The 22,614-nt window shown below is 42.5% G+C and carries 22 protein-coding genes and 1 other annotated feature; of the genes, 4 read left to right on the forward strand and 18 right to left on the reverse strand.

Annotated features, from left to right (window positions below; genetic code table 11):
* Nucleotides 1–158: 158 nt before the first annotated feature.
* The 3 genes from JZO70_RS21960 to JZO70_RS21970 all read right to left on the reverse strand — a co-directional run bounded on the left by JZO70_RS21960 (nucleotide 159) and on the right by JZO70_RS21970 (nucleotide 2,054).
* Entirely contained in the window at nucleotides 159–701 is a 543-nt protein-coding gene (locus JZO70_RS21960) for a hypothetical protein (RefSeq protein WP_207675841.1), read from the reverse strand.
* 120 nt (nucleotides 702–821) lie between these two features.
* Nucleotides 822–1,343, reverse strand: coding sequence for a hypothetical protein (locus tag JZO70_RS21965; RefSeq protein WP_207675842.1), 522 nt, complete (start codon nucleotides 1,341–1,343; stop codon nucleotides 822–824).
* A 129-nt stretch (nucleotides 1,344–1,472) separates the two neighbouring features.
* Entirely contained in the window at nucleotides 1,473–2,054 is a 582-nt protein-coding gene (locus JZO70_RS21970; protein ID WP_207675843.1) for a hypothetical protein, read from the reverse strand.
* 207 nt (nucleotides 2,055–2,261) lie between these two features.
* Between JZO70_RS21970 and JZO70_RS21975 the strand changes: the two genes are divergently transcribed.
* From JZO70_RS21975 to JZO70_RS21985, 3 genes are all read left to right on the forward strand, one after another.
* Nucleotides 2,262–3,356 carry an iron-containing alcohol dehydrogenase family protein gene (locus JZO70_RS21975; protein WP_207675844.1) on the forward strand — a complete coding sequence of 365 codons (1,095 nt, stop codon included), beginning with the start codon at nucleotides 2,262–2,264 and terminating at the stop codon, nucleotides 3,354–3,356.
* Between the two features lie 433 nt (nucleotides 3,357–3,789).
* Nucleotides 3,790–5,211 (forward strand): basic amino acid/polyamine antiporter, encoded by a 1,422-nt coding sequence (locus JZO70_RS21980; RefSeq protein WP_207675845.1) that lies wholly within the window; start codon nucleotides 3,790–3,792, stop codon nucleotides 5,209–5,211.
* Between the two features lie 67 nt (nucleotides 5,212–5,278).
* On the forward strand, nucleotides 5,279–5,995 hold the full coding sequence (locus JZO70_RS21985; RefSeq protein ID WP_207675846.1) for a DUF1361 domain-containing protein: 717 nt from the start codon (nucleotides 5,279–5,281) through the stop codon (nucleotides 5,993–5,995).
* A gap of 51 nt (nucleotides 5,996–6,046) precedes the next feature.
* Here JZO70_RS21985 and JZO70_RS21990 read toward each other — a convergent pair whose 3' ends face one another.
* The 7 genes from JZO70_RS21990 to JZO70_RS22020 all read right to left on the reverse strand — a co-directional run bounded on the left by JZO70_RS21990 (nucleotide 6,047) and on the right by JZO70_RS22020 (nucleotide 11,876).
* The gene (locus JZO70_RS21990) at nucleotides 6,047–6,646 is read right to left on the reverse strand and encodes a DUF1349 domain-containing protein (protein WP_207675847.1); all 600 of its coding nucleotides are present in this window, start codon (nucleotides 6,644–6,646) and stop codon (nucleotides 6,047–6,049) included.
* An 80-nt stretch (nucleotides 6,647–6,726) separates the two neighbouring features.
* Complete coding sequence (locus JZO70_RS21995) at nucleotides 6,727–8,457, reverse strand: hypothetical protein (RefSeq protein ID WP_207675848.1); 1,731 nt, start codon at nucleotides 8,455–8,457, stop codon at nucleotides 6,727–6,729.
* 50 nt (nucleotides 8,458–8,507) lie between these two features.
* Nucleotides 8,508–9,050 (reverse strand): GNAT family N-acetyltransferase, encoded by a 543-nt coding sequence (locus JZO70_RS22000; protein ID WP_207675849.1) that lies wholly within the window; start codon nucleotides 9,048–9,050, stop codon nucleotides 8,508–8,510.
* 19 nt (nucleotides 9,051–9,069) lie between these two features.
* Nucleotides 9,070–9,585 (reverse strand): GNAT family N-acetyltransferase, encoded by a 516-nt coding sequence (locus JZO70_RS22005; RefSeq protein WP_430748909.1) that lies wholly within the window; start codon nucleotides 9,583–9,585, stop codon nucleotides 9,070–9,072.
* 71 nt (nucleotides 9,586–9,656) lie between these two features.
* A complete protein-coding gene (gene msrA, locus JZO70_RS22010; protein WP_207675850.1) occupies nucleotides 9,657–10,163 on the reverse strand; it encodes a peptide-methionine (S)-S-oxide reductase MsrA in 507 nt (168 codons plus the stop codon).
* 18 nt (nucleotides 10,164–10,181) lie between these two features.
* Nucleotides 10,182–10,994 (reverse strand): MetQ/NlpA family ABC transporter substrate-binding protein, encoded by an 813-nt coding sequence (locus JZO70_RS22015; protein ID WP_207675851.1) that lies wholly within the window; start codon nucleotides 10,992–10,994, stop codon nucleotides 10,182–10,184.
* A 75-nt stretch (nucleotides 10,995–11,069) separates the two neighbouring features.
* Nucleotides 11,070–11,312, reverse strand: a binding site (T-box leader).
* Between the two features lie 108 nt (nucleotides 11,313–11,420).
* A complete protein-coding gene (locus JZO70_RS22020; protein ID WP_207675852.1) occupies nucleotides 11,421–11,876 on the reverse strand; it encodes a hypothetical protein in 456 nt (151 codons plus the stop codon).
* A gap of 153 nt (nucleotides 11,877–12,029) precedes the next feature.
* On the opposite strand from JZO70_RS22020, the gene JZO70_RS22025 reads away from it, so the two are divergent.
* The gene (locus JZO70_RS22025; protein ID WP_207675853.1) at nucleotides 12,030–13,130 is read left to right on the forward strand and encodes a DNA alkylation repair protein; all 1,101 of its coding nucleotides are present in this window, start codon (nucleotides 12,030–12,032) and stop codon (nucleotides 13,128–13,130) included.
* Between the two features lie 28 nt (nucleotides 13,131–13,158).
* Here JZO70_RS22025 and rbsU read toward each other — a convergent pair whose 3' ends face one another.
* The 8 genes from rbsU to JZO70_RS22065 form a co-directional block, all read right to left on the reverse strand.
* Nucleotides 13,159–14,046 (reverse strand): ribose/proton symporter RbsU, encoded by an 888-nt coding sequence (rbsU, locus tag JZO70_RS22030; protein WP_207675854.1) that lies wholly within the window; start codon nucleotides 14,044–14,046, stop codon nucleotides 13,159–13,161.
* Between the two features lie 86 nt (nucleotides 14,047–14,132).
* On the reverse strand, nucleotides 14,133–14,528 hold the full coding sequence (gene rbsD, locus JZO70_RS22035; protein ID WP_207675855.1) for a D-ribose pyranase: 396 nt from the start codon (nucleotides 14,526–14,528) through the stop codon (nucleotides 14,133–14,135).
* 18 nt (nucleotides 14,529–14,546) lie between these two features.
* Entirely contained in the window at nucleotides 14,547–15,452 is a 906-nt protein-coding gene (gene rbsK / locus JZO70_RS22040; protein WP_207675856.1) for a ribokinase, read from the reverse strand.
* Nucleotides 15,453–15,557: 105 nt separating this feature from the next.
* Entirely contained in the window at nucleotides 15,558–16,559 is a 1,002-nt protein-coding gene (gene rbsR, locus JZO70_RS22045; RefSeq protein WP_207675857.1) for a ribose utilization transcriptional repressor RbsR, read from the reverse strand.
* Nucleotides 16,560–16,682: 123 nt separating this feature from the next.
* Nucleotides 16,683–18,092 (reverse strand): glycoside hydrolase family 1 protein, encoded by a 1,410-nt coding sequence (locus tag JZO70_RS22050; protein ID WP_207675870.1) that lies wholly within the window; start codon nucleotides 18,090–18,092, stop codon nucleotides 16,683–16,685.
* A 16-nt stretch (nucleotides 18,093–18,108) separates the two neighbouring features.
* Nucleotides 18,109–19,953, reverse strand: a complete 1,845-nt coding sequence (locus JZO70_RS22055; RefSeq protein ID WP_207675858.1) for a beta-glucoside-specific PTS transporter subunit IIABC — start codon at nucleotides 19,951–19,953, stop codon at nucleotides 18,109–18,111.
* Between the two features lie 113 nt (nucleotides 19,954–20,066).
* Nucleotides 20,067–20,900 carry a BglG family transcription antiterminator LicT gene (gene licT, locus JZO70_RS22060; RefSeq protein WP_207675859.1) on the reverse strand — a complete coding sequence of 278 codons (834 nt, stop codon included), beginning with the start codon at nucleotides 20,898–20,900 and terminating at the stop codon, nucleotides 20,067–20,069.
* 238 nt (nucleotides 20,901–21,138) lie between these two features.
* Nucleotides 21,139–22,383: an MFS transporter gene (locus JZO70_RS22065; RefSeq protein WP_207675860.1), complete on the reverse strand. Its 1,245-nt coding sequence runs from the start codon at nucleotides 22,381–22,383 to the stop codon at nucleotides 21,139–21,141.
* Nucleotides 22,384–22,614: the final 231 nt, after the last annotated feature.

The raw sequence follows: 22,614 nt of genomic DNA on the forward strand, positions 1-22,614 counted from the left end.
CCATTGAATAAATATACATTTATTCAATGGATTTATCCTACCATATGTAGGTGAGGATGACAATGGGGATTTTGTTGATCAAAAAGTACGAAAGAAAAACTGCGAAATCCCTATTTAGGTCTTCGCAGCTTGCTAGTTTTCTATCTATTAATTGAGCATTATTCTAGTGCAATTGCATAAAATCCAATGCCTTCATCTTTCCAACCAACACCCACTAACATATCTCTTTCAGCAGCATTTGTTGTGAAATGATGGGCTCCTGCGATTGCATTTGGATTGTACAAGCGGTAAATTGGATATCTGTCAGCGTGTGCAGACGGGAAGGTCAAACGATCGTCTTCCCATCCTTGTTCCAACAATATACGACCTTCAATAAGATTCATGGTATAGTGATGGTCGCCAGCATTCGGATTATAGAACCTAAAAATATGATCGCTTGCATACTTGTTGTGATGATTGTAATTCCCCTCGGCAACGATTGGTTTCGGTGCCATCCACGCGATTCCTTCATATTGCCAGCCAAGGGTTTCTAACGTTCGAGATTCAAAGCGACTTGGTGTATAGAGATGCTCACCAGAATTTGGATTATACACCCGACAAATTGGATCTCCTTCTAAAGTTCCCCATTGCGCATTGGCCGGAATAGATAAACAAAAAGTAAAGCCGATAACCATCAAAAAGCCTAGAAATAATTTCTTCAATGTAAACGTCTCCTTTTAGCTTATTGAACTTATATTGATATAAAAGCAGTATCAATTCCCCTGCAAAGAATGATGGAAACCTTACTTTCCAATAAAGCTTCCCTCATGAATTACTACTTCTTAATTAAGAGAATCGGCATAGAAGCTGATTCCTTCATACCGCCAACCAACACTCACCAACATATCTCTTTCTGCCCCGTTTGCAGTAAAGTGATGGGCACCAACTTTAGCATTTGGGTTGTATAAACGATAAATTGGAACACCTTCATCCGTTGCAGATGGGAAGGATAGACGATCATCATGCCAACCAACTTCCAATAAATGGGCAATTTCATTTACATCTGTTGTAAAGTGATGATCGCCCGCATTTGGATTGTATACGCGGTAAATTGCTGCTCCCACATATTCTCTTGGCGCAAACCATGCTGTACCTTCATCTTTCCATCCAAGGTTAAATAAAGTTGCTTGTTCAAACATACTTGGCGTATAAAGATGTTCACCTGTATTTGGATTGTACATTCGATAAATTGACTGACCCAATACAGGTATTTCAACTTCTATTTCCTCAGCTGCCTGCACAGGTGCGGATAGCCCCACTCCAAGACCAACAATCATCAAAAATCCTAGAAATAATCTCTTCAATGTAAACGCCTCCTTTTCTAAATATTATACCATGACAGCAAATAACTCGTCTAAGATTATCCAATAAATTGTGAATTCAGAAAAAAAGAGAAGGCCTACTTTAAAAGTAAGACCTCCTCCGGAATTTAATTATTCAACTGATTCAGCGTAGAAGCCAATTCCTTCGTATTTCCAACCAACGCTAACTAACATGTCTCTTTCAGCGCCATTTGCAGTGAAATGATGCGCTCCTGCTTCAGCGTTAGGGTTGTATAAACGGTAAATTGCTACACCTTCTTTATTTGCTGATGGGAACCACAATTTATCATCGTCCCAACCAACACTCACTAGATGATTTTTTTCATTTACATCAAGCGTATAGTGGTGGTCACCAGCATTTGGATTATACACACGATGAATCGATTCTCCCTGTTGAGGTGCTACCCAAGCCATTCCTTCGTCATCCCAGCCAAGTGTGAATAATGTTCTTGCTTCAAACATACTTGGTGTATACAGATGCTCCCCTGAGTTTGGATTGTACATTCTGTAGATCGGATTACCCGGTTCAGGTAATACTGGAGTAGTTGGATCCTCAGCAGGTGTACTTGATTCCGTTGTTGATTCTGTTGTTGTTGACTCTGTTGTTGACGAAGATGTTTCCGCCAGCATTGGGCTAGCAACACCTAAAGCAAATCCGGCTACCATTACAAAGCTTAATACGATTTTTTTCATGTTAACGCCTCCTTTTCTATCTATTATTATAGCATGAAGTGTAAATAACAAGAAATATTTTTCTGGATATTATCAATAAAAACCATTTGTTTGCGAAAAACACTCTATAAAAAAGAAAAATAGCGTACTGTATTTTGGTACCTAGACTTTTAGTAGAACAAGTGTATATAATAAACAAATGAAAACTTGAAGAAAGAAGATGGATAAATGACATCAAACCTAATTGTACGGGGCGCGCCACAGGAATATGAATTGAAACTAAACGCTTGGCAAGATTTGCCAAAGCATCTGGAGCGCAGAAATTTAAAGAAAGCGATGATTTTTCACGGGGATAAATCCTGGGAAGCCGTTAAAAATTATTTCCCAGAACTGACTAAATGTGAAACTTCCTTCTATTATTATGGTGGGAAATGTACCGATGATGCGGCGGCCCACTATGCTGAAATTGCCGAAAAAGAGCAAACACAGGTTTTAATCGCTGTTGGCGGTGGAAAAGTGGCGGACCTGACTAAGCTGACGGCTTATCGTTTAAACTTACCAATTATTATCTTGCCGACATTGGCGGCTACGTGTGCAGCTTATACTCCATTAAGTGTTGTTTATGACGATGAAGGTGTGATGCTGCGTTACGATATTTTTCCAAAGGCTACGGATTTGGTTTTGATCGATCCACAGGTCTTGCTGGAATCGCCTTATGAGCTGATGGTTGCAGGAATTGGTGACACACTGGCAAAGTGGTACGAATCAGATGCAATTATTTCGCAATTGGCTGTTAAACCGATTGAAATTCAAGTGGCGGAGTTCGCGGCGCGAAAATGTCGCGACATTTTACTATCAGAAAGCGACGCAGCCTTGCAGGCAATGAAGGAACAGCAATTAAACCCGTCCTTCATCGATATTGTGGAAACCAATATTTTACTAGCCGGGATGGTGGGAGGCTTCGGTGATGAATATGGCCGAACTTCTGGTGCCCATTCGATTCATGATGCCTTGACTGTTTTGCCGGATTCTCACAAGCAGCTGCACGGCAATAAAGTGGCCTACGGTATTTTGGTGCAACTAATGATTGAGCAAAAAGTGGCGGAAATTCGCCAGCTGCTGCCTTTTTATCATCAATTGAATTTGCCGACAAATTTAAAAGCGATGGATTTGAGTTTGTCTGAGGAAGATTTCCAACAGGTTGCCGAAAGGGCTAGTGCACCGGATGAAATGATTCATTTTATGAAAGAAACGATTACCCCAGAAGTGGTGATTCAAGCAATGAAGGAGTTAGAAACGTTGACGATTGACGCATGGAGCTGATCCCTGCGTCTTTTTGTTATAAAAAGTTAATGAAGAACCAGCATGATAAATCTATACAGCAAGACCTAGTTATTTAAATTGGTCTAAGAAAAAAAGAAGACAGCAGCCTGTCTTCCTCAAAATAATTTTCCAGTTTTCACGGCATAAAACGTTAACGAAATTAGAATGAACAACGCTAGCATTTCCAGAAAAATGTCTGTCGACTTCACTTGGTTCCTAGGACCATTCTTCTCTCTTTTCATACAAGAATTAGCCTCCTTATTTCTCTCACAAACACCTTAACACTTCCGATTGGTCTAGTTAAAGAATAAAGCAAATTGATTTTGATGAGAATCTAATGATAAAGCTCTTGCTTAATTTTATGCGGATTGATTGCTTCTTTTCATGGGCTTGTGGTTCAATAGACGGGATATAATTTTTATAGGAGGAATTCATGGATACACAACCAAAAAAAGCGGCCTCTCATAAAGAGGTGGGATTATTAGGGCTGACTATGATCGTCGTAGGCTCGATGCTGGGGGGCGGCGTCTTTAATCTGCCCAGCAGTATTTCCCAATCGGCTGGGCCGGCGGCTTCACTAATTGCCTGGACGATTACCGGCGTGGGTGTTTTCTTTATTGCCAAGGTTTTTCAAACATTGGCGGATGAACAGCCGGAGATTACTGGCGGAATTTATTATTATGCGAAGGATGGCTTCGGATCCTATGTCGGCTTTAATTCGGCTTGGGGCTATTGGTTAAGCAATATTATCGGCAACGTATCCTTCGTCATTTTATTTTTGGATGCCTTAAGCAAATTTTTCCCGTCAATTGGTGGCTCCAAAGGAACTGTCGGTTTCTACTTAGGCAGTTTGATGATTTGGCTGGTGGTCTTATTAGTTTCTCGGGGAATTCGTGCGGCGAATGCTTTGAATGTGGTGGCGACATTTGCTAAGGTGGTGCCGATCTTAATTGGAATTTTCATTCTGATTGTTCACTTTCGCTTCTCAACTTTTTCAGCTGATCTTTTTGCGCAAAACATCCGAACGGTCGGCGGTGACTTAGGCGGACTTCCCACCCAAGTGAAAAATGCCATGCTGCAAACGATGTGGGTATTTGTCGGAATTGAAGGAGCGGTGGTTCTATCAGGACGAGCAAAACGGGCAAAAGACGTTGGCCGGGCTACATTAATCGGCTATGGCACGACTTTGGCGATTTATGTATTGATCGTTATGCTGAGTTTTGGGATTTTGCCGCAAGAAACTTTGATCCAGCTGCCGAATCCATCTCTTAGCGGAGTACTGAATGCGGCTGTAGGCACATGGGGCGCGCGCATGATTGACATCGGGGTGATTATTTCGGTGTTAGGGGCTTGGATTTCCTGGACCATCTTGGCAGCAGAAATTTCTTTTGATGCAGCGAAGGATCAGATGTTTCCGGCTTTTTTAGGAAAAGAAAATCGGCAGAATGCACCTGTCAACGCGCTGTTACTGAACGGCACTATCATGCAGATCGTGTTCATTTTTTCCCGCTTGGCAATGGACGCCTTTCAAGCAGTCACGGATACAGCTACCACCATGGTGCTGATTCCTTATATTTTATCGGGGGCTTTTTTATGGAAGCTTTCGGCTAAAAGTCATCGACTGTTAGCGGGCGGGGCGATGGTGTATGGATTTTACATGCTGTATTCTTCTGGGTTGATAAATCTGCTATATTGTGTGGGGATTTATGCTTTAGGCTTCAGCTTTTGGTTATGGAATAGTCATACGTATAGACGCCCTGTCTTTCAAACGTCAAGAGAAAAAATTCTTTTCACCGTGGTTAGTGTGCTGGGAATTATTAGTCTAATTGTTCTGCTTATGCAACTCCTTGCTTAAGTGAAGCATCGCACTTGCTCTTACTTGCCCTCCTAAGTTATTCTTAAATTTAGGAGGAGAACACTTTATGGCACTAATGTTTTTTATTACCTTATTATTCAATTTATTTGCTTTGCTGCTGATTTTGATTCGGCCCAAGCTGTTTCAAACCAAATTATTTCGTCCCATGATCACTAATTTCAAACTTTCAGTTATCCCGCTCTTCATTCTTATTGGGACCTTGGCTTTGCAACTATTCTTTGCTTGGTTGTCATCTGCTACCTCTTTTGCCTTTTTAGGTATCTTGAGCAGTTTGATTTTGATCGTTGGCTTGATTGTCTGGTTGGTTTTTCTGCCAAACGCTGGTTATCTAGTTACTGAACTGAATTTGACCCATCGGGAAATCGATAAAGTTGAGGTACCGATTTGGTATGACATCGTTGCAGTACTTAGTTTGGCCATTTCCGGTGTGTTGAATACGGCGTTGAATATTGTTTTGCTGCAGTTTACCTTCATTATTTATTTTGATCCGGCAAACTTTGCGGCCATTAATACACCCACATTTTGGTTGCTGACCTGGCTGGTGTTCCCAGTACTAAGCTTCGGAATTTATTTAGGTCGTTATATTCGTTTTAATACGTGGGATCTGTTCCATCCGCTTCAATTTGTGCAAAAACTGGTGAAGCATTTTCGTGAAAAAGAGCATCGCCGCGAGGCCTTTGTATTTACGATTTTGTTAGGCGTGTTCCTGGCTTTGTTTTATGCCCTGACTTTTTTGAATCCTTTGTGGGAAATAATCAAATAGAGAGCCAATTCAAAACGTGTGTTTTGAATTGGCTCTCTTTATTTTGTAGGCCTAATCTGGTTTTTGCCCATCATGCGCCGCCCATTGACAATCCATCAGCTGCATCTGGGTAAACACAGCTTTAAAGGATGAGTTTTCTGGTGAGCAGGCATAGATACCAAACTTGATTTTGCCTTTTCCTTTGTACATATGGCAAATCCGCATTTGCTGGAAGGAAACACCATCGGCTGAACATTCAATTCGGTAGTCGTCTTCTCTTCTGCTGAAACGATACCACATGGTTTTGATCGAAGCATCGATGGTGGTTGTGGCCCAATCAGAGTAGCCTTGATTCGTTGCCACACTTCCCAGATGCTGGAATTCCTCGTTTTCGTATTCAATCGAACCCTTTAACCAATTCTCGCTATCCAGGTACATCACGATGCCGCATTGGTCAAAGCGATGAGAGCTTTCGCTGAAGTCAGTTTTTACGACAAAGCTGAAATATTTTTCTTCGGTTTCCATTTGAAAAACGGGCGCATTGTCATTTTGGAAGTGGTAGTAAGTCCGCTGCCACAAATCGGTATGAGGTTTGGTGGTGATTTCAACTCTATCCTCGCTTACTTCGCAGCTTTCTGGGGTTCTGGTCCATTGAAATTTCTCTAAATTCATTTTTCGGCTCCTTATCAAGTAGTAAATAAAGACCTGCCTGCTGATTGGATGATCGTTGGGCAAGTCTAAAATTAAGTTTATCAATTGATTTTCATTTTCCTTCGATCCAGCAGTTTTTGTACCAGTAATGAAGCGCACAAAATTTCGATCAGCTGCACTAACGGCACACCTGCTCCTGTGTAGAAGGACATGAAGGTCGCTTTCCCTCCCGGTGCCCAAGTAGCAAACCAAGATACGCCAAAAAGATACAGCAGGTAGCTTAATCCTAGGCCAGTGATAATAATCAGAAAGCTGAATAAACGCTCCCGCTCATTTTTCTCACTGCTTTTTACAAATACTCGGATAAAATACAAGTAAATGAAGAAAGAAGCGGCCGCCAAAATAGGCGAAATAATTTTATAGGCTTTGATGATTATATTTCCAGCTAGAACGTAATTTTTCGTCCGCTCGTATTCAAAGCTGGTTTGGAATGAAGCCATCGCCAACGGCTGAACATTTAATAATTCCAGAATCGAAATGGCTGGTGATCCCGGAATAAAAATGGAACCGCCATAGCTGGTGTTATAGCTAGTATACATGGTGGTCTCGCGAATTCCAGCCAAGGTATAATCCAACACTTTTGGAATATCCTGCATACGTTTGCCATTGCTTTGTTTGGAAATGAAGACGGTTTTCTTCCTATTAAAGTGTCCTTCATCGAAACCGTCCTGTAATTCGTTAGCGATTTTTTGAAAGACCTCTTCATTTTCGGCACCATTTTGGTAAAGACCGCCCCGCTTGAAGGCATCCCGCAATCCCCAAATCACCATATCACCTGGAAGCTCATCGTGCTTCAAAGACCAAGTATCAGGCCAGAAGGATTCGTCCTCCAACCATTGGATCTCTTCTTCATACTCTGCCAAGGTAGGAGAAACCTCCATCGCCTTTTCAAAAGTTGCTCTTGAAACCCAAACGGCTTCATCATTCACCAATTCAGGACTGTCCCATTCACTATTGTCGATCTGAATTAAATGCTCAGTCACATCAGCGAAGGCTGTTTTGGTTCGGTCATTAACGGTAAAAATTTGATAGTGATTGTAATTGATTTGCGATAGGCCTAAAGTTGCCAACACTAAAGATAAAAAAGGAATAGCCAGAAATCCGATCCGCTTTAGCATTCCTGAAAAAATGGGGCGTTGGTTTTTTCGCAAGTCCTGCAGCCTGTTAAACAGCATCATCAGCAATACGACGAAATAAAGGGGTAGAATCCAAATTGAATCTTCCCGTAAATACCAGAAAAAGGGCAGAATAATTGCTTGAAGTGCCAGCCAGGGAATTTGTTTTTTCAATGGACTCTTTCGCCTCAAGTAAAGGCCAATAATCCCCGCCAAGAGAAACAATACTGTAGCAAACACTAAACTATTGCGGTAAATCCGCAGCGAAAAATCAGAAGACAAAGTAATGGGTGAAAAAATTAAGAATAAATAGCTGAGGCCCAACACCACTTTGTTTTTGATTAACGGTTTAAAGGCGGTTGTTACACTAGCACTAGCCAAAATATTGAATAAGGCTAGAAAAATTGGGTACGGTATGCGACTAAAATGAACCGCTAGTAAAAAGAAGGTGTAGGAAGTTCCTTTAGACAGCGTTTCAATGTCATAAGGTCCCAACCACTGGCCATCTAATATGAACAAAGCTTGGTTTATGGACAAAGCATCATCGTATTCAGCCTGCATATAAACCTTGACGGGAATCAGGTAGGCTAAGACAATTCGCAAAATTGTGGCAATAATTAATACAAGGTAAAAAATTTTAATTCTATTCTTTTTCATTGATTCCTCCGAAACAGCTCTAATTGCTTCATTATACAATAAAAGCTAGCTCAATTGTTGATTTCTCGGTAAGGAATCATCTTTTTCATAGGAACCGTTGGCTGTCCCATCATCTTTTGCAGCCAGTAGACATCGTGCCATTGATCGAACTTGTAGCCGATTTGTTTGAAGACACCTACCTGCTGATAGCCCAGCTTTTCGTGGAATTGAATGCTGTGGGTGTTGCCGCCAGTGATACAGGCCGTTAAAACTAAGATGTTTTGTTTTTTCAGTTCTTCTTCTAAGGTTTGATACAATTTTTGCCCGATGCCTTGACCTTTGGCTTTTTCAGACAGATAGATGGTGACTTCGACACTCCAGTCATAGGCGACACGCTCTTTGTAGGCATGGGCATAGGCGTAACCGAGAATTTCCCCTTGGTCATTTTCAGCCACTAAGTAGGGATAATTCTCCATGGTAGAAATAATTCGTTGTGTGAATTCCTCTACGCTGGGGATGTCGTATTCGAAGGTGATCGCAGTATCGGTCACATAGGGTCCATAAATTGCCAATAAAGCTGGCGCATCGGCAGCTTTCGCTAAACGGATGTTCAATTTTCACTCTCCTCAAAGATTACAATGTTTTAGCCAGGATAAAATCAGTTTGTTCATCATCACCCATCCAGAAGGAATGCTGGGAAACTTTTTCAAATCCTTGCTTTTGGTAAAAGCCGATTGCGGGCAGGTTTTTCTCCCAGACACCTAGCCAGACTGTGGTACGACCTTTTTCCTTGGCAACCTCCAACGCTTTTTCCATTAAGGCTTTGCCAAGACCTTGCCCTTTGAACGCTACATCCACATAAATTCGTTCGATTTCCAAAGCATTCTCAGCGATGTCTTCGGTTTGAGCGTCATTCACATTTACTTTCAGATAGCCTGCCAGCTGATCGTCAGTATAAATGAAGAAAAAATTCGAATCCGGGTTGGCTAGTTCAGCAGCCATTTTGTCTAATTGAAAAGCCTCGGAAACATAAGCTTCCATATTCTCAGGTGTATTTTGAGGGCTAAACGTATCATTAAAAGTTCGTAAGCCTAGATCCAGTAAAATTTCTGCTTGTGAAGCTTCAATCGGAATAATTTGAATAGTCACACTTGAATCCTCTTTTCTGTTTTTGCTTATCTTACCGAAACAGTTGAGGGGATTCAAGTGCTTTTGCTTTATTACCAGGCCGTTTCGAGAAATTTCTTCCGCCGTTGAGCGTTGCGGGCGTAATTTTCCGGATGCTTTTTATAATAATTTTGATGCTCCTCTTCCGCTAAATAAAAGGGAGCTGCTGGTTCGATACTGGTGACGATCGGTGAGGAAAACCGGCCGCTGGCTGCTAAGGCCTGCTTGCTTTTTTCAGCGACTTCTTTTTGTTTTTCATCAAAATAGAAAATGACTGGGCGGTAATTGTCGCCGCGATCTTCAAATTGACCAAAAGCATCGGTCGGATCGGTCTGCTGCCAATACAGCTCTACTAATTCTTCAAATGTGATCAACGCTGGATCATAAATAATTTCTACAGCCTCGGTGTGGCCAGTTTGGTGACTTTTCACCTGTTCGTATGTCGGGTTTGGTACGTGTCCTCCGGTGTATCCGGAAAAGACTGAATGAATTCCAGGTAATGAATCAAAGGGTTTAATCATGCACCAGAAGCAGCCTCCGGCAAAAATTGCTCGTTCCATTTTACATTCCTCCATTTTTTATTGGGCAACTGGGATGACTGAGCCGCCCCATTTTTCTTCGATCCAGGATTGGACTTCTTTGTCCTGTAAAGCCGTCACCAATTTTTCAACTCTCGGATCGTCTTTATCTTCGGTTCTAGTCGCGATGATGTTCACGTAAGGTGAGTCTTGAGCTTCCAGCATCAAGGAATCTTTGACTGGATTTAAGCCTTTTTCATAGGCAAAGTTGGAATTGATTGCTACTAGGTCGCCTTCATGATTTTCATAAGCCGTTGCCAGCAAGGTTGGTTCCACTTCATGCTTGAAGACCAATTGCTTCGGATTTTCAGTGATGTCGTCGAAGGTTGCTTTATCAATAGCGATTCCATCTTTTACTTTAATCAAGCCGTTATCTTCAAAAATCCGCAGTACCCGTCCCCATTCTGAGGCAACGTTGGAGACAATCACGGTTGCTCCTTCAGGGACGTCCGCAACATTTTTTATATCATGAGAGTAAATACCCATTGGTTCCAAATGAATGCCGGCTACATTGGCAAAGTCGTAATCATTTTCTTCCTTCTGCAAGTTGAAGTAAGGTACAGTGGAAAAATAGTTGGCGTCAATTTCTTCTTCTGCCAGCGATTTGTTGGGCAAAATGTAATCATCAAACTTTACAATTTCCAAATTGATGCCCTCTTCCTCCAGCATCGGCTTCACATGTTCCAAAATTTCCGCATGAGGTGTTGGCGATGCCCCCACCTTCAATGTATCCTCTGAGCTGCCGGCCGCCTGTCCACAGCCTGACAACAATAAAATTCCCGCTAAAGCCAAAATACCAATAATTTTTTTCATTTGGTCACCTCTTCTATATTTTATGCTAAATGCAAAAAAAGCATTCATCCCTTGACCTGTTAATTGCTTAACAGCCCAAGGGACGAATGCTTTCGCGGTACCACCCTTATTCGTATTAGTTCCTAATACCTCAACCGTACGTACTTAGCCTGGGCTAAATAGATACGCGGCAAAGTAACGGTTGCCACCGTCTAAATTGCGTGAACAATTTAGATGCTCCGAGCTCATCTTCACCCCAACTTCCCATTCCCCTTTTTCACCAACCGGGGTCTCTGCCAATGTTCACATTAAAGCTACTCTTCTCTTCCACACGAAATATGATGTTGGAAATGATCATAATACAAAACGGGTGAGATTTCAATTAAAATTTACTTTTTCAGGAATTTTTTCTCGAAGGTAGTACAAAAAATCCGACTTCTATTCCAGTTATGGACGGACTCGATAATAGTCAAAAGCCTTAGAAGTTCCATCGGTCTCAGGCCTGCTCACAAATGAATTTACGGTAATCATATCCTCATCTGCTTCAATCACAGAATAATAAAAACTTTCGTCAGCTAAGGTATAAAGCAGCCAGCGATTGTTTGATGAATCGTAGCCATCCAACATTAAGATGGATTCAGTTTTTTCCTTGTCTGTCGCCAAATTTTGTGAAATTAGCAGAATTTTTCCATCCTGATATTGGAAACTCAGGGTCATCAATTTATCGTCGGTTTCCCAATCTCCGGCAAAATGTTCCAGAAAGTCGACGTCATCAGCAGTTGAGGTATCACTTTTTTCTGTAGTGGAAGACGTGATCGTGTTCGTAGGCTTCTCAGCAGAACACGCCGCAAAAATTCCGGCACAGAACAATAAGATAAGCAGCAGCTTGAACTTTCTTTCCAACTTCAACTCCCCCTTTTTGATAGTTTACCAAAAATTCAGAACACTTTCTTGTACCTGTCTAGGTTCGTAAAGATTGGGAGTAAACTTTTTCAGCTTGATTACCGTGTGCTTTTCCTCTAAACTTCGAAGTGAAGGCAATGAGGGAGGAACAATATGACTGAATTGATGAAAGACAAATACTATAATCACGATACGCTTTACGATCTGGCTTCCCGTATCAAAAATGTGTATCCTCCGTTTCCGATTGAGAATTTTGTCAGCGATATCATGGACGAAAACTGGGAAACGCTAGAATTGAAAGCTCGCATGCGGCAGATTACGGTCAATTTAGGAAAATATTTGCCAAACAATTATGGAGAGGCACTAGGAATTCTCGATCAGGTTGTCGCGGGTTTCCCTGCTGGTCATAACGACAATGCGTTAATTTACTTCCCTGATTTTGTGGAAGTTTATGGGCGGGCGGAGAAGGATTGGGATTTGACCATTGCGGCATTAGAAAGATACACCAAAATTTCAACAGCTGAGTTTGCGGTGAGGCCGTTGATTATAAAAAACGAAGCTCGCATGATGGGACAAATGGCGGTCTGGGCCAGGCATGAGAATGAACATGTTCGCCGTCTAGCTAGCGAAGGTTGCCGGCCCGCTTTGCCTTGGGGTCAAGCGTTAACCAGCTTCAAAAAAGACCCCGCGCCGGTTATTGCAATTTTAGAGCAGCTGAAAACTGACCCATCCTTGTATGTACGCAAAAGTGTTGCTAACAATTTGAACGATATTTCCAAGACTCACCCTGACTTGGTGGCTGAAATTGCCAAGGATTGGTATGGCAAAGATAAACATACGGATTGGATTGTTAAACACGGCTGCCGGACTCTGTTGAAAAAGGGAAATCGAGAAGTGTTAGGCATCTTTGGTTACTACGATGCTAGTTCTGTAGATATTCAAGACTTCACTTTAGAATCTAACACGATTCCCATTGGAGAGAATCTGACGTTTTCTTTTACAATTTCCGCCAAAGAATCAACTAAGTTAAGGCTGGAGTACGGCGTCGACTATATCAAAGCGAATGGGAAACGCAGTCGGAAAATATTTCAGCTGTCCGATACTGTCTTAAAAGCCGATCAGTCAAAGACTTACACCAAAAATCATGCCTTTGCTGATTTGAGTTCTCGAAAGCATTATCCAGGAGTTCTTTCCGTCACACTTATTGTCAATGGTACTGAGCGAGGGACGTTGGAGTTTGATTTGACCAAATAAAAAGCCGTCAGCTGACGGCTTTTTACTCTTATAACATCACGGTCATGGCTGCAGCGGCTAAAATCAGTACCAAACCAATAATCGTAACAGTCATTTCCTTTTTTGTTTTCTTTTGTCCTAAGAACCAAATACCGGTTAAGGTTGCCAGTACCACAGAGGTTTGTGACAAGATGAAGCCGGTGGCTAAACCGTTCATATTTGGTTGCGCCGAGATTAAATAAGTCAAGGCTGCAAAGGCAAAGAAGAAGCCGGAAAAGATGTGTTTGTAAGAAACTACTTCTGCAAATGGTGATTTTTCTTTGCCTTTAAAGGTTAAAATTGCTGAGTAAACGACTGCAACCAGCACCATTCCAATGGCTTGCGGCAAGAAAGCGTGCATGCCGTCAATATTGGTGGCTTGTGGGGCGGCAGAATAGGCCCAATAACCAATTTCACCAACCGCTAACAATAGAACGGCCGATTTCAGCAAACTGCTGTTTTCCTTAGTTTTTTCTTCGGTCCAAACGGTCATTGAAGCACCGATAATGATCAAAATCAGTGCCAAGCCGCCTAACAATTTAGCGGTCGTTCCTGGCCAGTTGCCTAAAGCTAAGACACCCCACAGGGAAGCTCCCAACAATTGAAAAGCCGTGGTGATCGGCATTGCGCGGGATGATCCGATCAGTGTAAATGATTTAAAGGTAATAATTTGCGCAATCGCCCAGCCGACACCAGATAGAATGGAGAAGACTAAATCCATACCAGTTGGAAAACTCAAACCGTTTACAATTGCGAAAACAAATGCGAAAATCAAGGTTCCTAAGGTTGATCCTAAGATTTGGTTTACCGGCCGGCCACCGATTTTTGATGCGATGGTTGGGAAAAGACCCCAACCTAATAATGGCCCTAAGCCGATCAATAATGCCGTAGCATTCATGAAAAATTCCTCCTTAAATTTGAAGGCTTCGCAAACTTGCTTTAACCGTTTGCGAAGCTGAACGTCGATGACTCGGTCATCCTAGCTTAAAAAACAACGCCGCTTTCTAGTAAGATATTCGCGTAAGGCGTCATTTCTCCGGTACGAATAAAGGCGTGAACGTTGTTCAACTCTTGCTTCATTTCACTGTGAGGGATGAAGGTAATCGGTGTTTCCGGCAAACGATTTTTGATGGCTTCCAGCATAGTTGGATTTTCAGTTTTAATTTCTTCTGCTAAATAAATCCGTTGCACTTCTAATTCTTCCAGCACATTGTTCAAAACTTCCATGAAGCTGGGAATTCCGTTGTCCACTGCTAAATCAATTTTTTCCGTCATTCTTGGAACCGGCATACCGGCATCGCCAATACTTAATTTATCGAAGTGCCCCATTTGAGCGATGACGCGAGAGATATCTGAATTAATTACTTTGCCTTTTTTCATTGTGAAAACTTCCTTTCTTTAGTCCAATTCGTTTTTGTAAGGGATGGATGGTTGGGCGCCGAAGCGTTGAACCGTAATGGATGACGCTTTGTTGCCGTACTTGATGGCTTCTTCCAGATTGCTGAAGTCGTTGGCTAAAACACTGCTCATGGCGCCGATAAAGGTATCACCGGCAGCTGTCGTGTCGACGGCTTTTACTTTGAAAGCTGGGACAATTCCACTACGTCCATTGACATCATAGAAGGCCCCTTTGCTTCCGATGGTAATAATAACTGCTTCCATGCCTAACTGATGCAGATGATCGGCGGCTTTTTTCATGCTGGCTTCATCGGTAATCGTGATGCCAGTTAAAATTTCGGTTTCAGTTTCATTCGGAACGATCATATCAGTAACTTCCAGCAATTCTTCCGGAACTTTTTCCAACGCTGGCGCTGGATTCAAAATAGTTTTTACGCCAGCTTGACGGGCGATTTTGAAAGCCGCGATTGTACTTTCCATAGCGCTTTCAAACTGGGAAATTAGAAAATCACTGTCTTTGATCAGGTCTTCGTGCTGGCTGACATGCTCTGGAGTGAAAACATTATTGGCACCGGAATGAATCATGATGCTGTTTTCTCCTTGGTCGTCGACAATAATGTAGGCTTGTCCGGTTGCTTGGTTATCTAATGTGGCAACACCAGTTAAATTAATTTCTTCCTGGTTTAAAAGGTCAGTCATCATTTGTCCGGCTTCGTCGTTGCCGACTGCCCCGATAAAATTGGTTTTGGCACCAGAACGTTTAGCTGCTACCGCTTGATTGGCGCCTTTACCGCCGCCAGCTGAGAAAATTTCCTTCGTATGCATGGTTTCACCAGGTTTAGGCATTTGTTTGACGCGAATGGTGCGATCCAGGTTGATACTGCCAATAATTGTAATCGTGTTCATTTTGTCCACTCCGTTTCGTTAATTGTTCTACAACTTTTCTACAAAAACGTTTTACTAAAACGTTTTAAGTTTATGACAAGAATATAGCACATCCTGAAAGCAATTTCAAGTATGCTGTTTTATTCTTTTTGTCGAAGCTCGTTCTACCAGTTGAACTGGCAGCATTTTCTCCTCCCAATTTTTTTCCGGCTGCTGGATCCGTTCCAGCAATAACTCCGCTGTGGTCTGGCCTAATTCAAAAATTGGCTGGGCAATCGTGGTCAGCTGGGGAATCACGTATTCGCACATGTCAATGTTGTCGTAACCGACGATGCTATAATCGTCAGGAATTTGTTTGCCAGCTTCGTTTAGTCCCAAATACAAACCAAAGGCGATTTCGTCGTTCACGGCAAATAATCCGGTGAAGTCCTCTTGGGTAATTTTTTTCGCCGCTTGTCGTCCACCAATTTTCGACAGTTCGCTGTTCACTTTCTCTGCTTCGGGGAAAATTGAACAAAAACCTTCGTACCGTTTTTGGATATTATCCGGTGCATCTTCAGGCATGACGACTGCTACCTGCTGATGGCCCAAGTCGGCTAAATGCTGCGCTGCTAATTGCCCGCCTGAGAAATCGTCTGTCAGTACCGCATCACTGATTCCTTCAGCTTTTTTCTGATCCAAAACGATGAAGGGCAAGCTGTTTTTCTTTAGCGTATCATTGATTGCTTGGTTGGAAACAGCCGAGCTGGCAATAATAAAGCCATCCACTCCCCGGCGGCTCAGCTCCTGCAAATACTCGCTTTCCTTGGCTTCATCCATATCAGCATTGCAAAACATCGCCACAAAATTTTCCCGGTACAAGACATTTTCAATTCCCCGCAAGAGATTGCTGAAGAAAGGATTGGTGATATCTGGAACTAAGACACCGATGGTTTTGCTTTTTTTCATGATCATGCGGCGGGCAAAATAATCCGGTTCGTAATCCAGATCCTTTTTGGCTTCCAGTACTTTTTTGACAGTTTTTTTACTGAACATGTCTTCTTTGCCGTTTAAAATTTGCGATACCGTGGTAATGGATACCCCCGATCGCTTCGCTACGTCTTTGATTGTCACTTTCTTATTGGCCATTTTTCTAAGTCCCCAGTCTTTTTCTATGTAAAACGCTTCAATAAGAGTTTACATGTATCTCAGAGAATTGCAAATTTTTCGGAAAAAAAGGCTGCTCTCAACAAAGAGAACAGCAAGGTTGTTTTATCGGCTCAGACTGTCGCCGTTTGATTCAATGATTTCTTTATACCAATGGAAGCTTTTTTTCTTGTAGCGATTTAAAGTACCAGAACCGTCTTGATTGCGGTCGACATAAATCATGCCGTAGCGTTTCTTGATTTCAGCGGTGGTGAAGCTGATTAAATCAATGCAGCCCCAAGAAGTATAGCCCATAATTTCCACACCATCTTTCAGGGCTTCTTCCACCTGCACCAAATGATCGTTCATGTAGTTGATGCGGTAATCATCCAGCACTGTTTTGGTGCCATCTGGTAATTCCACCAGTTCATCGACAGCACCCAGTCCGTTCTCAACAATAAAAACTGGTTTTTGGTAGCGATCATACAAGCAGTTCAAGTAATAACGCAAGCCTTCAGGGTCAATTTGCCAACCCCAGTCGCTGGCTTTTAGATAAGGATTAGGAATTCCTCCGATGATATTACCTTCTCCGGCTTCCTTCGTCGGGTCAGCGGATTCACAGACACTCATGTAATAGCTGAAGGAAATGAAATCGACGGTGTGTTTCAGATCGCTTAAATCTTGATTAGTAATCTCCAATTGAATATCGTTTTCTTTAAACAGTCGCTGACTATAGCTTGGATAGTACCCGCGAACCTGTACATCAGAGAAGAAGAAATTTTCCCGTTCGGTAGCTAAAGCTTTTAGTACATCCTTTGGTTCTGGTGTTAACGGATAGACCGGCACGCCAAGAATCATGCAGCCGATTTGGGCTTGCGGAATAATTTCGTGACAAGCTTTTACCGCTCGGGCACTTGCTACCAGCTCATGATGAATCGCCTGATAAATGTCTTGCTTCGTTAGTTCTTCCTTCGGCGTATTGATCCCGCCGCTGAGAAATGGCACATGACTGATGGAATTAATTTCATTAAAGGTCAGCCAATATTTTACTTTATCTTGGTAGCGAGTGAAGACTGTTTTCGTGTAGTGCTCAAAGAAGTCAATCACTTCGCGGCTGCGCCAGCCATCATAAGTGCGGGTTAAATGCAGCGGCATCTCATAATGGGACAAAGTCACCAAAGGCTCGATCCCATATTTTAAACATTCGTCGAAAACTTTATCATAAAAAGCTAACCCGGCTTCATTGGGTTCTTGCTCGTCACCTTTTGGAAAAATCCGAGCCCAAGCAATCGACATGCGATAAACCTTGAAGCCCATTTCTGCGAACAAACGGATGTCTTCTTTATAGCGATGGTAAAAATCGATACCGATTAATTTCAAATTGTCTTCCATCGGTTCCTCAGTTGGCGCTTCCCGCCAGCCTTTGCGGGTTAAATCCTGCCCGGTTAGACCTTTGCCGTCCTCGTTATAGGCACCTTCTAATTGGTTGGCGGCAGTTGCTCCGCCCCATAAAAAATCTTTCGGAAAATTACTCATCATTAAACTCCTTCTTTTAAACTACATAAAGTACTGCTTCGTCGTAATTAGCAGTTTTCATTTCGTCTTTGGCTACTACATCGATAAATTGGTCCGAATTGGTTACCACAATTGGCGTAACAATATCGTAGCCGGCTGCTTTGACCGCTGCAAAATCAACCTTCAATAATGGTTGGCCGACTTTAATTCGGTCATCCGCTGAAACTAACGCTTCAAAATGTTTGCCGCCTAATTCCACTGTGTCGATTCCGACGTGGATCAATAATTCCAAACCAGCATCACTGGTCAAACCAATCGCGTGCTTCGTTGGGAAAATCGCAGTGACGGTTCCATCAAAAGGTGCGCGAATCGTATCTTCTGTAGGAATAATCGCAATGCCCTCACCCATCATCTTTTTCGAAAACGCTGAATCATTGACTTGTTCTAAAGGAATCACTTCCCCTTTAACTGGTGCAAAAACTTTTTTAGGATCGCTGCTGCCGGTTTGAACTTCTAGAATCGCTTCTTCAACGGGCGCATCTTCTTCAAAACCAAATACCCACGTCAACACGAAAGTCAGAATAATCGAAGCGGCTGCTACAATACAGGCATTGATGATGTTGCCAGAGTTTTCACCGATAAATTGTGGCAATGAAACGATTGACGGTACAGCAAATGCGTAAGATTCAAGTCCAGTGAAGCCCATATAGACCCCGCAAATTGCGCCGGAAATCATCGCTGCGTACAACGGACGTTTGTATTTTAAAGTTACCCCGTATAAAGCTGGCTCTGTTACGCCGGCTAACAACGCCGAAATTCCTGAAGCTAAAGCGACTTGTTTTAAGTTTTTATCTTTGGCTTTCATTGAAACGGCTAAAGCTGCGGCACCTTGGCCTAAGTTTGCGGCCAACATTGCCGGTAAAATCAATAAATCAGGTGTTGCTGGTGAAGCGATTAAGAAAATTGGTGCAAACGCCCAGTGCATACCAGTCATGACAATCAGTGGCATGAACGCGGCCATCAAGCCTAGCGCTAACCAGCCGGCTTTGCCTTGGACCCAAATGATTGCAGCTGATAGACCTGATCCGGCAAATGTACCTAATGGACCTACGACAACTAAAGCAATCACACCTGAGACTAAAATAACTAGCAATGGTTGAGTGAAGCTCTTCATTACAGCTGGGATCACTTTATTGAAGGCTCCTTCGATAAACTTCATCAACCAAACCATGATCAAAATCGGAATAACCGATGAGCCGTAAGAAGCTAAGGTGATCGGCAGGCCGAAAACATTTAACGGATTACCATCAGCAACTAAGGCAGTAAAATTCGGGTGCAGCATGATGCCGGCAATGGTCACCGCCAGCATTGGTGTCACCTTGAATTTCTGAGCGGCAGTAAAGGCCAGCATAATTGGCATGAAATAAAACGGTGCATCGCCAAAGAAAGAAAGCACAGCATAGGTTTGGGAATCAGCACTTAAAATTCCAATTAACGGCAGTACAATCAGTAATACTTTGATCATTCCGCCACCTAACATGGCTGGAATCAATGGTGACATGCAGCTGGAAATGATATCTACAAAACGTTCAAACAAATTGCCTTTTTCGCCAGCGTCTTCTTCAGCTGCTGAGCCGAAATTGCCTAATTTTGCTAATTCTTTGTAGTAATTCGCTACGTCATTGCCCATAATAATTTGGTATTGGCCGCCTTTTTTCATGACGCCCATGACACCGGGTACTTTTTTGACTTGTTCATCGTCCACTTTGCTTTCATCCTTTAAGACTAAGCGCAAGCGGGTCATGCAATGGGTAGCCGAACGAATATTGGCTTGTCCACCTACTTGTTCAAACAGCTGTTTTGCGGTATTTGTGTAATCCATTTTAATTTCACTCCTATTTTTTTAGTAAAAGAAGCAAAAATGACCTAAAACTGCCCGAAATACTCTCGATCAGCTCTAGGTCATGCTCCTTTTGGGATAACAATCCTATTTGACTATAAATTTTTAGTTATGCGGCGAATGTGGGCGGTTAAATACAGCAGTTCTGTGGAGCTTAGTTCGTATTCGAACTGCTGCTGCACATAGTCGCGAATCTTTAACGAACACTCATATTCCGTCACATATTTGCTTTTTAAGGTTTCTAATAATTCTGCATCTTCGTCATCGTAATGCTCGCCGGTCAACAAACGTTGGGCAAAAAATTTCACATGGGTAATGAAGCGGTAGTAGTCCAAGGAATCTTCATCAAATTCCGTGCGGTAATGATTTTTGATAATTTCTTCGATTCCTTTGGTGATCTCGGCTACTTCATAGGCCAAATCATCCTTGCGATCCAATTCGGCGTTGACAAAATGGGTAGCAATAAAGGCTGCTTCATCCACTTCAAAGGCAACTCCTAAATCATTGCGTACAATTTCCAGCGCTTTTTCCCCGACCGCGTATTCGTCGGCATAAAAACGGGCGATGTCCCAGCGCAAAGGATTTTTTAAAATGATGCCTTCTTGATAACGCTCAATCGCGGAATGAATATGGTCGGTCAAATTCACGTAAATAATTTCGTTTAAGTTTTTTCCCAGTTTAATTTTCCCGAAATTGATAATTTTCTCCGACACCATGATGTGCTCCATCGGTACATTGATCAACAGCTCGGTGAATTTATTTTGGGTATCCTTGTCTCGCAGCAGAAAACTCTTTTCCACCAGTTCAATGTCTACTGGGTTGCCTTTTTTCTTGCCAAAAGCGATGCCCTTACCCATCAACAACACATCAATGCCCTTGCTGTTTGAAGAAATAACGGTATTATTGTTTAATACTCTTTTTATGATCATAAAATTTCCCCCGTTAGCCACAAAAAAAGCCCATTTACATACACTACAACTGTGTGGTAAATAGGTCCTGCTCACATTGTGATAACATCCAACATTTTTCAATTTTTTTGAATTGCTGCATGCTTACCCGAAGTAATAACATCAGCAACTTAATGAAAAGGTTACCACGCAAACATATAAATGTCAACTGTCAATTTAAATAAAAAATGCACCAGCCGCAGCCAGTGCATTTCCCCGTCTAATTTTCCTTCACCATATAGATGTCACTTTCCTTGGTTTCCTTAAACCAGTTAAAACATAGGAAGGAAATCAACAGGATAAAGCCGCCCACTGCCAGAATCGGAAAGAATACGGAAGTTGTCGTTCCTTTAAACAGCACACCCATCACTAATTGTCCCAGCGGCACCGCGCATTGAGCTACCGCGATGATGGTGGCCATCACTTTTCCTAAATTTTCTTTTGGCGTAATGCGCTGAACCAGCGAAATCAGGTAAATGGAAATGGCGCTCATGATGATTCCGATGATTACGCCGGCCATCATCACCACCGCGAAGCCCCCGCTGCTTCCTAAAAACAGCAGCAGCACGTTCATGATCAGTATAAGAACTCCCGAAAATCCGAAGGTCAGGTAAAAATTATTGAAGCGTAAGTGTTTAGTTATCACGACAGCAAAAATTGCCCCCACAATATTGGAGAGACTGAACATCGCCATACCAACGCCGTACATCGTTTCACTCACCTGCAGCACCATCCGCAAAATGACCGGTAGGCCGACGATAAAGAAGGGCGTTAAGACGAAATTGATTAAAGCGGCGATCACAATCGTTTTGGTAATCACTCGGTTGCTTCGGACTTCCTTAAATCCTTCCTTCAAATCACCGGTCAAAATTTCCAGGACGTTTCCTTTTTGTTCCCGTTTTTCGAAAGGAATCTTCAAGCAGCTTTCAACGATGGCTGCGATAATAAAGAAGGCGATACTGCTGGCTACTAACGCCTGCGCGCCAACTAAGCCGTACAGAATGCCGCCGATAATCGGGGCGACAACATTAGACAGCTGCAAAATTCCATTGGACAGGCCGTTGATTTTTTCCAGCTGATCTTCTTCCACTAATAAAGGAATGCTGGCGCCGACGACGGGTGTGTCAAAGCTTCCTACAATTGACAACACGAACAACAAGAAGCCGATGGCAAACACCGATTCCGTCATGCCGATTACTAAAAACAGCAGCAGTGCCAGCACGGCATTGGCTACATCCATCAAAACCATCAAGATTTTCCGATCAAAGCGATCAGCAATCGCGCCGCCAATTGGCGCAAACAAGACGGGGATACTAGAAACCGCCAAAATCGTGGCAAAAATATCTGCCCGACCGGTGGCGTCCAACACAAACAAAGACAAGGCGAAACGCAAAATTGCCCCACCAAAAACCGAAATTAACTGTCCTACCATTAAATAGATGATATTTACCCGATTACCCTTCACACGCCTACCAACTTTCTTTTGTTTTTCTATAACAAGTGTAATTGATAGCGTGTCGGACAACCTCCGCCTTAGGTCTTATTGTTGTTCCAACTTTTGGTTGAGGTAATAAGAAAGGCTTCGCAAACTTGCTCAGCTTTGGAGTACTAAGACTAAAATTTTGATAAACTGCTCCTCAAGTTTCTCAAAATTTTCGCTTAGTACCGACAAAGTTAGTTTGTGAAGCCGGACATT

This window comes from Candidatus Enterococcus moelleringii (assembly GCF_017377575.1).
Classification (GTDB): Bacteria; Bacillota; Bacilli; order Lactobacillales; family Enterococcaceae; genus Enterococcus_A; species Enterococcus_A moelleringii.